11 protein-coding genes and 2 pseudogenes are annotated in these 13229 nt (G+C 55.9%); 2 read left to right on the forward strand and 11 right to left on the reverse strand.

Annotated features, from left to right (window positions below):
* Positions 1-288 precede the first annotated feature (288 nt).
* From GOB90_RS03240 to cysQ, 4 genes are all read right to left on the reverse strand, one after another.
* Entirely contained in the window at positions 289-1734 is a 1446-nt protein-coding gene (locus tag GOB90_RS03240) for an FAD-binding oxidoreductase (RefSeq protein WP_146884777.1), read from the reverse strand.
* A gap of 256 nt (positions 1735-1990) precedes the next feature.
* Positions 1991-2530: a hypothetical protein gene (locus GOB90_RS03245; protein ID WP_146884775.1), complete on the reverse strand. Its 540-nt coding sequence runs from the start codon at positions 2528-2530 to the stop codon at positions 1991-1993.
* Positions 2527-3579, reverse strand: a complete 1053-nt coding sequence (locus GOB90_RS03250; protein WP_146884773.1) for an L-threonylcarbamoyladenylate synthase — start codon at positions 3577-3579, stop codon at positions 2527-2529. Before GOB90_RS03250 ends, GOB90_RS03245 begins: the two co-directional genes overlap by 4 nt.
* Positions 3580-3722: 143 nt before the next feature.
* Positions 3723-4517, reverse strand: coding sequence for a 3'(2'),5'-bisphosphate nucleotidase CysQ (gene cysQ, locus GOB90_RS03255; RefSeq protein WP_146884771.1), 795 nt, complete (start codon positions 4515-4517; stop codon positions 3723-3725).
* Positions 4518-4726: 209 nt separating this feature from the next.
* On the opposite strand from cysQ, the gene GOB90_RS03260 reads away from it, so the two are divergent.
* Both GOB90_RS03260 and GOB90_RS03265 read left to right on the forward strand, forming a co-directional pair.
* The gene (locus GOB90_RS03260) at positions 4727-6190 is read left to right on the forward strand and encodes a leucyl aminopeptidase (RefSeq protein ID WP_261765892.1); all 1464 of its coding nucleotides are present in this window, start codon (positions 4727-4729) and stop codon (positions 6188-6190) included.
* Between the two features lie 22 nt (positions 6191-6212).
* On the forward strand, positions 6213-6659 hold the full coding sequence (locus GOB90_RS03265; protein WP_146884766.1) for a DNA polymerase III subunit chi: 447 nt from the start codon (positions 6213-6215) through the stop codon (positions 6657-6659).
* A gap of 112 nt (positions 6660-6771) precedes the next feature.
* Here GOB90_RS03265 and GOB90_RS19460 read toward each other — a convergent pair whose 3' ends face one another.
* The 7 genes and pseudogenes from GOB90_RS19460 to GOB90_RS03295 form a co-directional block, all read right to left on the reverse strand.
* Complete coding sequence (locus GOB90_RS19460) at positions 6772-6900, reverse strand: hypothetical protein (RefSeq protein ID WP_276510647.1); 129 nt, start codon at positions 6898-6900, stop codon at positions 6772-6774.
* Between the two features lie 117 nt (positions 6901-7017).
* Positions 7018-8016, reverse strand: coding sequence for a hypothetical protein (locus tag GOB90_RS03270; protein WP_146884764.1), 999 nt, complete (start codon positions 8014-8016; stop codon positions 7018-7020).
* Positions 8017-8190: 174 nt separating this feature from the next.
* Positions 8191-8772: a twin-arginine translocation signal domain-containing protein gene (locus GOB90_RS03275; protein WP_146884762.1), complete on the reverse strand. Its 582-nt coding sequence runs from the start codon at positions 8770-8772 to the stop codon at positions 8191-8193.
* A gap of 460 nt (positions 8773-9232) precedes the next feature.
* A pseudogene (locus tag GOB90_RS03280) lies at positions 9233-9658 on the reverse strand (IS5 family transposase); the annotation flags it as partial.
* A 28-nt stretch (positions 9659-9686) separates the two neighbouring features.
* A pseudogene (locus tag GOB90_RS03285) lies at positions 9687-10774 on the reverse strand (IS3 family transposase).
* A gap of 345 nt (positions 10775-11119) precedes the next feature.
* Positions 11120-12022 carry an AAA family ATPase gene (locus GOB90_RS03290; RefSeq protein WP_146884758.1) on the reverse strand — a complete coding sequence of 301 codons (903 nt, stop codon included), beginning with the start codon at positions 12020-12022 and terminating at the stop codon, positions 11120-11122.
* A gap of 11 nt (positions 12023-12033) precedes the next feature.
* Complete coding sequence (locus GOB90_RS03295; protein ID WP_146884756.1) at positions 12034-13200, reverse strand: flagellar biosynthesis protein FlhF; 1167 nt, start codon at positions 13198-13200, stop codon at positions 12034-12036.
* Between the last annotated feature and the right edge of the window lie 29 nt (positions 13201-13229).

Here is a 13229-nt window from a genome sequence, read left to right on the forward strand (position 1 = left end):
CTCTGCTCGTTATTTGTTCTTTCGCGCATATATGTCCGTACACTATTCTGAGCCACATAAGTGCCGGTCATTATCTGTTCTATTGTCGTGTCTGCGGACAAAACGCTTAATAAAAGGGCAGATCGGATAATAATGGGTTAAAACCTGTTCTCCAGCGATTTTACGATTATCGTTTCATACTCTGACTGGTCGCCTGCGAGCCCGTTAGCATCATATGTCCGATCGATTTGCAAACGCGCATGATCAAGACTGCGGTGTTCAGTGTGCTGTCTTTAGTCAGGATGGTCCTCACCCAACCTCCGGCAACATCTTGCCCGGGTTCATGATACCCTCGGGGTCAATCGCTGTCTTGATGTGCCGCATCACGTCCAGTTCGGCACCACCACGCCAGGCAGGCATCATGTAAGTTTTCAGCTGTCCGACCCCGTGTTCAGCTGAAAATGATCCACCCAGGTCTCGTACTATCGCCGTTACCGCATCCATGATTTCATGATCGCATGCTAGGAAAGCGGCTCCGTCAGCCCCTTCAGGCTGCACCAGATTGAAGTGAATATTGCCGTCACCGATATGACCAAACGGCGCCACACGAATGCCCGCAATCAACTTCTTGCAGGCTGTGGTCGCCCGATCAATAAATTCAGGGATTGCAGAAAGCGGCACAGACACATCGTTTTTCACGGATGTTCCGGCGCGTTTCTGGGCTTCCGAGTGTTCCTCGCGCAGTTTCCAGAAAGCTTGGCGCTGGGCTTCGCTTTCCGCAAGCACTGCATCGCTGACCAGTCCGTCCTCAAGTGCTTTACCGAGCACCTCTTCCATCAGCCCTCGCAGAGTGTCGCCTCCGCGCGGGCTGGCGAGTTCCACCAGTACGTAAGCCGGAGATGGTTCCGCCAGCGGAAGCGGTGCGTCAGGAATAAGTGTATTGACCAGTTGCATGCTGAGGCCGGACATGAATTCAAAAGCCTGAATCGCACTTGGTTCCGCATTGCGAAATGCTGCGAACAACTCCAGCGCCGCTCTTGCGTCCGCCACTGCGCATAAGGCTGTCTCAATGGATTTCGGCTTTGGCTGCAACTGAAGGATGGCTCCGGTAATAATCGCCAGTGTTCCTTCCGAGCCTATGAACAGCTGCCGCAGAGCATAGCCCGTATTGTCCTTGCGCAGCCGCCGCATCAGATTCAGAATCCGTCCGTCTGGCAGCACCGCTTCCAGGCCCAGTGCCAGTTCTCGCGCATTGCCGTAACGTACCGTGTTGTTGCCACCGGCATTGGTCGCCAGTATGCCACCGATATCCGCAGAGCCTTCCGATGAAATCGACAGTGGCAGCATCAGGCCCGCATCCAGTGCCGCATCCTGCGCCGCTTTCAGGGTCACGCCGGCATCGATGCTCATCGTATTATCGATCCGGTCGATATCACGTACCCGGTTCATGCGGCTCATCACGATCACCAGCGCCCGCCCGCTGTCATCCGGCGTGGCGCCACCCACCATGCTCGTGTTGCCGCCCTGTGGGACCACTGGAATTTTGTGCCAGGCACAGAGTTTTACGGTCTTTGCGCAGGCTTCCGTGCTGGCCGGACGGGCCACCGCGAATGCTTTGCCATGGAACATACCGCGCCAGTCGGTCAGATATGGGGCTGTATCCGTGTCCTGTGTCAGTAATCCGCCTGGCCCGAGAATGCTCTTAAGAGCATTGATCAGAGTGTCCGAAAAAGCAGCAGAGGAAGATCCGGTCATGCCATCTGTCTCCAGGCAAATAAAACCCCGGGGTACACGACCCCTCTGTATCAGCCGGGCGCCCCCCGGTTGATGTCGGTTTGTCATGCCGCCGGCCAGAATGCTAGCCCGCTTCCCATCGGCAGACGATCAATTACGGCTGAGTCAATTACTCATGCCGCAAAAATCCGGTATCCCATCTTTTATTCATGCAGATCAGCGGGCATCTGATATTTTACTGGCAGCCAATACGCGAAAAAAGAGCAGTTCTCACTGGTTAATGCAGATAAACGGAATTTGGCGTATGATGTGGCGCCGGCCGCAGCGAATGAAACAGCTCCGTCCCGGCCACACCGGCGACGCACCCGACCAGCACTGCCAGCCCTACAAGTCCGAACCGCGTATGGCTGGTCGCCTGCACAGCGGAAAGCTGACTTTGCGTTTCTGCCCGAGCCTGCTGTGTCAGAAACAGTTCTGTCTTTAGCTGAGCATTATTGGCCCGGGCCGAACGCAATTCCAGATCAAGCTTTGTCACACTTTCCGTCAGTTCACGAACGCGCATCCGTTCCTGCTGCACATCAGCTGAAGCTGAGGATTTGGTGGATCGTGATCGCGTAGACGATGCGGCACGCTTCGGCGGATCAGGGGCAATCGCAATGAAAAGATTTTTCAGTGCGCCGCCGGTCATGCCGTTCCGTCGCGCCCGCGACCTGATCGTCTCAAGAGCCGTGGCCGATTGTCCGGGCTGATCCTCAAGCACCAGAGCAAGGATGTCAGAAAGAACTTTCAGCTCTTTCGGATCGAAGGTCTCGCTCATGCAATGTTCCGCTGAAGACGGGGCGGGGATTGTCCTTCGCCCGGAATATCTGACTCGTTACCTGAGGCGAAGCCGGACCCTGGACGTGGTGCGGCCGCCCGCGACAGCCGGTCCCGGATTGCGACAGCCAGGCCATTTCCGGGCACGGGTTGTACCGCTATTCCGCGCAGGCCAAGTAAGGCACCTTCATAATCCAGCGCCCGAAGGCCGGCGAACAGCCGGGAAGCTGCTTCATCCAGCCTTCCGGCCTCGCTCAGATTCCACACCAGCCGTCCTCCCTGCAGCGGAAGGCCAAATGCCAGAAGCGCCTCATCGTCTGCTACAGTCGACGCATCCAGACGCACCGGAAGCCTGGGAGCGTAATGCGATTTCAGCATTCCCGGTCCGGGTAGCGCACCCGATACGCTGTCGTGAGCAGGCCATGTCAAAGGGCCGATTACAGCCTCTATGTCTTCTGCGGTCACCGCGCCTGGACGCAGCAAAATGGCAGCAGAACCGGACAGGTCCAGCACAGTGCTTTCGACTCCGACCCGGCAGGGGCCAGTGTCCAGGACAGCGGCGATGCGCCCGCCCAGGCCATCCATTACATGTCCGCCATCGGAGGGACTCACCGCGCCTGATCGATTGGCGGACGGAGCTGCAACAGGACGGCCAACAGCGCGAAGCAAAGTCAGCGTGGCCTCCTGTGCCGGAACTCTTACCGCCGCCGTAGGTAAGCCCGCCGTTGCCAGGTCACAAATCCGTCCGTCCACCCGTCGTGGCAAAACCAGCGTCAGCGGACCGGGCCAGAATCGCACGGCCAGCGCCCGCGCGCGTTCATCGGCCACTACATTCTCAAAAGCGCTTTCCGCGTCAGCAAAATGGCTGATGAGAGGATTGAAATGTGGTCTGTTTTTTGCTTCGAAAATTTGTGCGACGGCCAGCGGATCGGTCGCATCGCCTCCCAGTCCGTAAACTGTCTCTGTCCCGAACGCGACAAGACCGCCTGAGCGAAGAAGCTCGGCGGCCCGGGATAGTCCGGCGGTATCTGCGGCAAGGCGTTCGGTCATTCTGATCCTGCAGGAAAGACCGTCCGCATAACATAAATAAGCGGCGGATCACCAGTACCAGGATGCGTCCGGCCCGGTTGCTTCATGCAGTTCATACAATGACAGTGGAAACAGCCCGAAAAAAACCAGCAAATTCCGGTCAGTTACGCCTTGTCCGACAGAATGCCTGCGCAGACAAACGAAGGATTTTTCCAGCCGGGCTTGCTGTAATGAAGCGGCGTGCCATCCAGCAACGTAACGGTCCCGCCCGCTGCTTCGACAATCGCCTGCGGTGCCGCTGTGTCCCACTCCATTGTCGGACCGAGACGGGGATAAAAATCGGCTACCCCCTCAGCCACCCGCATAAATTTCACAGCTGAACCGATATTTCCGATCGACGCGATAACATGGCCATCAAGAAACCGCTTCAGCTCAGGTGCATCTCCATGGTGTCTGGATGCCAGAACGGCAATTCCCTCGGCCGGCGCCGTGCGAACGTGAATATCGTGCTCGCCATCGCTGTCGAAACGTTTGGCTCCGAGCCCGGCCCCGCCGGCATAAAATTGTCCATAGGCAGGCAATGCCATTGCACCCAGCACTGCCCGACCATTCCGCACCAGACCGATATTTACTGTAAAATCGTCACGCCCGGCAGCAAATTCCCTCGTGCCGTCCAGTGGATCAATCAGCCAGTAAATATCACCGGCTGCAACATGGATGCCTGCGGCAACCTCTTCTTCTGCAATGACAGGAATCTGCGGAGTGGCGTTTCGCAGCGCCTTAAGAATGTGTGTTTCTGCCGCCTGATCCGCTTCCGTCACCGGAGACAGGTCAGACTTCACCGTCGTCACAAAACCTTTCCTGCGAATGGCATTGATAATGTCGCCGGCTTCACGCGCCAGACGAAGGGCAAGAGCAAGAAGGTCCGTATCTGATTGTGGATGAGCATCGGTTGTCATGAGTCTATTTTACTCCACATGCATGGACGTGCAATTGATATTGCCGTCAACCTGCTATTGCTTTGGACATAGCTCATTGCCCGGCAGGCCGCTTGCCAGGCAGGCAGCGCCTCCGCTACGCCTGTGCTCACAATTCGGACATGAGGTCAGAGGTCGGGCATCCGCGTTGCGACCATTCACAACTCCAGGCATGCAAAAAGGGCGCTACCGTGGCAGAGATCAGCTTTCAGGACCTCTCACTCCCCTCTGGCGGCGCTCTGGCGCTTCCTGAATTTGCCGAATCGGAGCGCTCGAATCTTTTCAGGGCAGCCGATGATGCGACCGGGGGCGCCATCAGTCGCGCCGTCGAAGCGGCATCATTTACCTTCAGATCGGGTGCCAGTTGCACTGTGCTGGCGCCGGGCGCCGGTCTGGAACGCGTCGTTCTTGTCGGTCTTGGCAAAAAAGAAGATTTCACTGAAGTCTCCGCTGAGCGTGCGGGCGGGGTCGCGGCGATCGCCATGGCGATGCACACTCAGGCCGCCATTTCCACGGACGGCATCGCCAGTGCCCAGGTTCCTCTCGTTGCTTTGGGGGCCAGTCTCGGTCTCTATCGGTTTGACCGCTACCATACGATCCACAATGACGATCCGCAGAAGCTTATCGGCCTTACAATCCTGACAAGTGCCGCCGATACGGCTCAGCCTGCCTGGGCCGGTTGGGATGCCGTGGCGCGGGGCGTCACTCTCACCCGCGACCTGGTAACCGAACCTGCCAATATTCTCACGCCCGTCACATTCGCTGACCGCACGGAGAAACTCCGCAGCCTGGGACTGACCATCGAAGTGTTCGATCGTCCGGCTATGGAAAAGCTTGGTTTCGGTGCCCTGCTCGGTGTGGCCCAGGGCAGCAGCAATGAACCCCGTATGGTCGTCATGCGCTGGAACGGGGCTGGGGATGAGTCCGCGCCGCTTGCCTTCATCGGCAAGGGGGTCACCTTCGATTCCGGAGGTATCTCCATCAAGCCTGCGGCTGGCATGGAAGATATGAAATGGGATATGGGTGGTGCCGGTGTCGTTACCGGTCTGATGTCAACGCTCGCGCGTCGTCAGGCTAAAGTGAATGTTGTCGGTCTTATCGGTCTTGTCGAAAATATGGTTTCCGGTAATGCCCAGCGCCCCGGCGATGTCGTCCGCAGCGCTTCCGGTCAGACCATCGAAGTTCTCAATACCGATGCCGAAGGCCGTCTCGTGCTGGCTGATGTTCTTTGGTACGCCCGGGAAATTTTTAAGCCTCGTTTCATGGTCGATCTTGCCACACTGACAGGTGCTGTCATCGTTGCTCTTGGCCATGAATATGCAGGACTGTTCTCCAATGATGACACACTGGCCGCCAATCTCGATGCAGCAGGCAGGATCAGTGGTGAAAAACTGTGGCGCATGCCGCTGTCTGACGACTATGATCAGTTTCTGAAATCTGACATCGCCGATATGAAGAATATCGGCGGACGTCCGGGCGGGTCCATCACTGCAGCACAGTTTCTTCAGCGTTTCGTCGGCGATACGCCGTGGGCGCATCTCGATATCGCCGGTGTCACCTGGGCCTCGAAGGCAAAGCCTGGTGCGCTGAAGGGCGCCACCGCCTTCGGTGTACGTCTGCTTGATCGCCTTGTTCGTCAGTATGAGGCGAAGTGAGGCAGAACGAGACGTTTGGAAGATGGCGGAAATCGGCTTCTATCATCTGACCCGCACCGATGCCCATGAGGCGCTTCCGGTGCTTCTCGGGCGGACGCTCGACAGCGGCAGGCGCGCCGTTATCCGCTGCGGCAAGAGCGAGGAAGCCGGTGCGCTGGATATTGCGCTCTGGAAAGTCTCTGATCCTGTCTGGCTTCCTCATGCGGCGACCGGCGGGAAATATCCGGATCGCCAGCCGATCTGGATCACTGCCGGAGAAGATGTGCCTAATGGTGCAACTTTTCTCTTTCTGCTCGGTGCTACAGATACTCTGACAATCGACCCTTTCGAACGAGTCTTCGATCTTTTCGATGGCCGCGACGAAGTTGCGGTGGCGGCGGCCCGTCGGCGCTGGATGGCGCTCAAAGCGCAGGGCCATACTCTGGCCTACTGGCGTCAGGAGGCAAAGGGCTGGACCCGTGCCGGTTAACTCCGGATGGGAAATTTACGTGGATGCAGCGGTTCCGTGCCGGAGGGAATGACCGGGGCGACATCTGTTTTTCGATGCGAGGAGCAATTCAGTCTGCAAGACAGAAGTCCGGTCACAGCCGCCCGCTTCCGTTATACGGCCATCGCTGCGCCTTTTTCCAGCGATAGAGAAATGCGCCCGGGACGATTAATACGGAGACAGAGACGACAACGCCCTCAAACCATTCGAATATTTTCTTCATTTTCTGCCGTTTTCATCACCCGTCCGTATCAGCGGTTCTTCATCCTCAGCATGAGGACGACAAACAGAACTGAGACGGAGAGCGCGATCAGGCAGAATGCAGGGGCACAGACAGCACTCATACAACATTGGCATCTTCGTCCCTGACAGTGGACAGCCGCCGCAGACCATCTCGCAACTTACGGTTATCTGACACGATGAATGGCAACCCGTGGCGGTCGACTCCCAGATCGATGTCCGGGTCGAACTGACTTTCCCGCAGAATGTCCTCGCGCGTGAGATAGTAGCGTTTGCGTTTGGAGCCGTGGAAGCCGTGCATCAGCATTCCACCCACGACGCCGATATCCTGTTTCACGAACTCATCGCACAGTTCCGCGTAACGCTTCAGCCTGCGTGCCCCGCCACCGGTTTCCTGAAGCTGAGTGATGGGGATTTTCCCTGCGAACGCCATGGCAGATACGTAATCAGCCTTCCCGCTTACCATCCATGTCGGCAGTCCGCCGATGTCATTCCAGACATCCAGCCGGTAAGCCCAGGCGTAACCGCAATGCGCTCTCGTGTCTTTCTTCCGGTTCGGATCAAGACCCCAGCCATAAGTCATCTGGCCGCTGTAGTCCGGTGTCGGAACATTGACATCTCCGGCAAGCCACGCCGCGCAGAAAGAGCGGTCAACCGTCGAGCCCCATTCGTTCGGGACGGGATTCTGGTCCGGCCCGAGATCAATGGAATAGGACCATGGCTGGCCGACGCGGTGAACCTGAAGCATATCGAGCGTCGCCAGAGGCCAGTCAGGACGCTGGAAGAACACATCCGCATCGATCACCGCTATGTATTTCGCATCCTCCGGCAGCATGCGAACGCCGTAAGCGACCAGCCCTTCCTTCATCCAGTTCTCGTGCCGGGCATCACCGCGCAACTGGAACAGACGCACATGGCGCAGGATCGGATCATCGGGATTGAGAGCGAAGTCACGTTCGCCAATAGTATGCTCAACCAGAGTCAGGGTGACGCCCGCCTGAAGCATCTGCGGAATATACTCCCGCAGCAGCCGGATACGGGACTGCCATTGGCGATTATTTGAGAACACTGAGACAACGTGAAGCTGAGAGGCAAGCATCAGAGATACCAAATCCGGACAGGGACTGAGATGAGCCAGAAAGCGCAGAGCGCCAGGGCGACAATGATCAGCGTAGTCATCGTTCAGCCACCTGTCCCAGAACTGCGGTCAGTGCGCCGAGCGCGCCGCCGATCCAGAGACCGGCCAGGAATGTGGCGAGGTAAGAGAAGGTCATCAGACGCCGTGCCGACTGCGAATTGCGGCGATCTCGGCTGCACGCCACTGAGGCGAACCCGGGGCAGCACCAGCAGAACGAGGCGCCAGAAAGGCCGCTGTGACGGTTGAGACCGCGCTGGAGATGACAGCGGCAACCGATGCGACATCGGACGCAACAGCCGAAATTTCTGACGTAAGCGTGCCGCCGAGTGTGGATGCTTCAGACTGAACGACCGCCGCCAGTTCAGTGGAACCGGTGTTGAGCGCCGTGAGAACGCTGGTGACGACTGCCGGGGCGCTGCCCTTCGTGAAGGTGATGGTCGAGCTTCCGGACGAATAAGCGTTCCATGCAGTCAGTGCGGTCTCGACAGCGGAAATCACTTCGTCTGCCACAGTAACGACGGCAGCCGGAACTCCGGTAAACGCCAGCACAGTTTTGACGATATTCAGTGCTGCCGTGGTGTCCGACGTGATTTCTGACACATTGATAGTAATCGTCGTCGTGTCGCCGGAGGTGGCGGTCGTGCAGGCTGTAAGTCCGAGAGCTGCGCCACCCAGAGCAGTGTTGAGCAGGAAATTGCGGCGGGAGAGGTTGGTCATGGTATTTTCCCATAAATAAAGTCACCCGGCGTGGGCGGTTGCGTGAGGGTAACTGTCTCGGCCCGCGGCTATCGGATCTATGGAGATAATGAGGGTTTGATCCGGTCAGGAAGCCGGCTCCTGTATCAGCACAACAGCGTCGACAGACCTCTTTATATGCTCGCCGGCTTGTTACAGTTTTGCGAAAATGCCGGCGGGCCACGAAGTGGCGGCTCAGCATCCGATATCAACGGTCATCGAAGTGTTTGGCCGGGGAATATGGGTATATCTCTGACAGGGTAGTATATCAGGGTGCATGGAGATGGATTTTTGTGTCCGTTCAAAAAAGCTGCCCGGGTGGCCAGCGTTGTGACCGGGGATGGTAAAGGGGATGGTAAAATCGAATCAAAAGATTAAAACGGCTATCATTGGGGTAATATTTTCTTTTGAATGAAAAGGATTTCGTTCCTAGGGCGTGTCGTTATTTAATACCGCTGATTGCGGAGACGAGTTGCACGGCAGCGAGGCATGTTGACTTTAGTTTTTCGTGGCGTGTTGCAATACCTCTGAACTGCTTCAGTCCGGCAAAGAAGCGTTCGGTGATGTTTCTGTTTTTATAAAGCAGGAAGCTGGTCTTCCGGGGATTTCTACGGTTTCTTTTTGATGGAATGACCGGTGTGATCTCCCGCTCTTCGAGCTTATCGATCAGGGGATCGGCATCATAAGCCTTGTCAGCGATGAAGGCTTTGGGATCGACTTCATGCAGTAAAGGTCCTGCTTCAGTGATGTCCGCTCTTTGTCCGGGTGTCAGGGAAAGGACCACAGCCTTCCCGGCAGCATCGACAACGGCGTGCATTTTCTTGGTCAGTCCCCCACGGGATCGTCCGATGGCCTGGTAATCCCCCCCCATTAAAAATGGGGTGCATCCGTAGAATTCACACGGCGAGTTTCAGTTTTTGAGCGGGTGTGATCCCGCCGGTCCCCACGTTCGGTCGTTCGTTGTTGTATGTCCATAGCCATTGCGTGGCGTAATCCTGTGCTTCCCCTATGCTGCCAATGATATTCTGGTCCGGCCATTCGTGCCGGGCGGTCCTGTTATAGCGTTCGACATAGGCGTTTTGCTGCGGCTTACCGGGCTGGATGTGGCAGATACTGATCTGGAGTTTTTCAGCCTAGGTCGACAGCTTTCCGCTGCTATACTCAGGTCCGTTGTCAATGCGGATGCAGACTGGCTTGGCGCGCCATTCAATGATCCTGTTCAGGCTACGGATCACCCTCTCGGCCGGCCGCGAGAAGTCACCTCGATAGCTAGGCCTTCACGGTTAAAATCATCCAGCACATTCAGCAGACGGAACACCGGGCCATCCTCCAGACGATCCGCCATAAAGTCCATCGACCACACGATATTCGGTGCCTCAGGCACAGCCAGGGCGTCTCAGGCTTATCTCGCGTTTACGCGGCTTGATCCGCAGGTTCAGCTCCAACTCCCGGTAAATCCGGTAGACCCACCCGCTTATGGTTCCACCGGTAACCCTTAACATTGCGCAAATACAAAAAACACAGGCTAAAACCCCAATTCCGCCGCGCCTGCGTCACCCCCAGGAGCAACTCAGCAATCTGCTCGTTCTCACTCTTCAGCAGGGGAGCATAGCGATAACATGTCTCGCTCACCCCAAACGTCCGGTAGGCCAGCGCAATGCTGACACTTCGCCTCGCTACGGCCAACGCGGCCATTTCCCGGCGCTGAGATGGCCGCGTTATTTTCCCCCCAAAGCCTCTCCCTGAGCAACTCGTTCTGCAGGCTCAACTCGGCAAACATCTTCTTCAAACGGCAGTTCTCGTCTTCCAGGGCCTTCATCGACGAGATCATCAACGTATCCATGCCACCGTATTTGGCCCGCCATTTGTAAAATGAGGCGTTGCTCATGCCATGCTCACGGCAAAGCTCCGCTATAGGCATACCGCCCTCTGCCTGGCGAAGGATCGCCAAAATCCGGGTCTCGCTATAGCGAGACTGTTTCATCAAAATGTCCTCATGCAAAATGCCGAGAAAATTCTACTTATCAATCCCCTTAATCGCAGGGGGGATTACCGCCCGATGAAGTCGATCCCGGAGTCTTCATCGCTGCTAAGGCCTGTGATACCAATCCACTCATCGAACAGCTCGAAGAACAACAGACCATATCGGTCATTCTATCAAGGAAAAACCGTCGCACTACACGGAAAATTAGCTTCCCGCTTTATAGAGAGAAACGAGATCAGATGCTTCTTTGCCAGACTGAAGCAGTTAGGAGTATTACAACACGTTATAACAAGCTGAAATCAATCTTCCTCGCAGCAGTTCAGCTTGTGTCCGCAATTATCGGACTTAACTGACGACATACCCAGAACGATCTTCAGACATACGTCGTGCAATCCGTGTCACGTCAATCCCAGCCATTGACCCTGAATTATGGCCAAGAAAAGGACGTTGCAGACGAATCGTTTCTGAAACACGTCGATCACGCCTCACGACACCAGCAAACTTAGGCACCTGTTTGAGAAAGCGACTACATGCTTCGGCAAGAACAGCATAAACTGCTTCTCCCGACCGGAGGCCGGTCGCCTGATTCACGACAATTTCTGCATTTGTCATGGAGAAACCGTCTGTTTGTCTGTCTTTGATCGATAATTTCAGGACCGCATACGCATCGGTCAATGCTGTTGGCTCTTCTGTCGTCACCAGAAGAAGCCTGTCTGCCGCAGCTGCAATTGCCCTGGAACTCCAGTCTATCCCGGCACAGAGATCAATGAGAATAATATCGTAAGCAGACAGCATCCGAAGCTGTTCGAGAAGATCATGTACATTATCCGGTTTCAGGAAACTCAACGTCGAAGCCCCGGAGTGGCCCGGAAGAATATCAAGCTGAAGCCGGGTGGCCGGCCTGTTTGGATCTGTCAGAAAATATGGTGTAACGGCCCTGGGAATCGAAATCTGTTGCTTTAGTATGTGTGTTATATCGAACTTGTGGTGCAGACCCAACTGGATATCCACATTTCCCAAACCAAAATCTCCATCGACAACGAGTATCCTTCTGTCAGGGTTTTCGCGGAGAAGAGCATGCGCGAGCGTGAGAGAAAACCATGTTTTGCCAACTCCACCTTTCCCGGAGGCTACTGCAATAATGCGCGGCGTGGACTTCAGATCGGCAATTTTTGTTTTCTGGGAAAATAACGGCCTGACAGCTTTGCTGTAAGGACGAGGCTGAGAGGTAAACACAGTCTCTGACATTTCGTCGTTCCTCACATTGCAGACAGCGCGGCAGGGTGGGTTGCCCGTTGCACCAGAGATGCCACCGGATGACGATGTGTCAGATTCGCCCGGTTTTTAATCTGTTGCGTAGGTAAATCCGACTCGAAGGATTGTCCCTGATCTGTTGCGGAGAGTGCCTGCTCAGACGGAGCGTCATCTGCGACAGGTGGGTCTCCCCTTTTTGCCAGGCGGGAGGCAAGTATGCGGGGTGTAAGGCGGACAAGCCCTCCAACCGTTGCATCACTGATCCCTGCTTCTGTCAAAACCAGTCCGCAGGCTGCTGCCGTAACCACATTTCCAATGCGACGGGCCTGATCCATCCTGGTGGCAATCATCATTCGGGTCCGCGCTTTGCCAAAAATTTCGGCGATGTCAGCAGACTCTTCAGTATCATGTCCTGCCGGAACAGTAAGACAGAGCTGTGCCCGCGTCGAAGATGTCAGTTCGGTAAGAACCGCGTGCGTATCAGCAGAATAGGGATTGACCGAAGCGGTATCAATAAGAACAGGCTGCCCGTTCCGTCGTTGATTCAGAGCTCGCTTCAGCGTTTTGATATCATGCGCTGCCAGCAATGGAATGCCAAGGCGACGCGTGTGAATGGCAAGCTGGTCAATGCCACCCCCACATTCGCGATCTGTCGTAATGACAAGTGGTGTGTTGCCTGCGAGTACAAGCCTGGTCGCAAGCTTTGCCACGGAGAGGGTTTTGCCCGAACCTGGAGGGCCGACCAGAGCCAGTGGTGACTTCCCGGGCGAAAAAGAAAAAGAACCAAAACGAACAAGCTTTGATATTGAAACAGAAAGCGTTGCAGTCGTGAGGTCTTCGACCAGTATTTCCGGAATTCTGTGCCAGAGCAGGCTCTCTTTGAGAGTGGTAGGGGCAGTATAGTCGCTGACATCTGTCGGAGTGTTAAAATCAGATGTTTTCAGATCCATATCAGCAGATGGCGGCTCTGTGCCGGCATGACCGCAGAGCCGTTCGTTGCGGATTGCATCAGAAACCACAGCCTCCGGGTCAGGAACGTCTGTGGCGGCAACAACCTCGACACCATTCACGGTGACGCGCTCAGAGAGGATAAGTGCTGTCTCCCCGAGCGCCGCTCGTACCTGCCTGACGGCATCTTTCATGTTGACATCAGAGAATGTTCTTAATTTCATGCTATATTCCGTAATGAAACTTTATTCTG

This window comes from Acetobacter oeni (assembly GCF_011516825.1).
GTDB classification, from domain to species: domain Bacteria; phylum Pseudomonadota; class Alphaproteobacteria; order Acetobacterales; family Acetobacteraceae; genus Acetobacter; species Acetobacter oeni.